The sequence below is a fragment of the Streptomyces sp. SID11385 genome, from assembly GCF_010548245.1.
Classification (GTDB): domain Bacteria; phylum Actinomycetota; class Actinomycetes; order Streptomycetales; family Streptomycetaceae; genus Streptomyces.
Genome location: NZ_JAAGLR010000178.1, coordinates 1 through 238, shown reverse-complemented (window position 1 = coordinate 238; position 238 = coordinate 1). Strand labels below are relative to the sequence as shown.

Annotated in this window: 1 pseudogene; it reads right to left on the bottom strand. The window is 73.5% G+C overall.

Features of this window, described 5'->3' with window-relative positions:
* Window positions 1-238 (bottom strand): annotated as a pseudogene (locus G3I42_RS05330) (1-deoxy-D-xylulose-5-phosphate reductoisomerase); the annotation flags it as partial.

Sequence of the window (238 nt, the reverse complement as noted above, 5' to 3'; positions counted from 1 at the left end):
ATGCCGTTGAACGCGAGGCGACCGGACAGGAACGCGTCCACGCACTCCTCGTTGGCCGCGTTGAACACCGCCGGCGCGGTGCCGCCCAGGGTGCCCACGTGCCGGGCGAGGCCGACGGACGGGAAGGCCTCGGTGTCCAGCGGGAAGAACTCCCAGGACGAGGCCTTCGACCAGTCGAAGGCGGGGGCGGCGTCGGGGACGCGCTGCGGCCAGCCGAGGCCGATGGCGATCGGTCCGC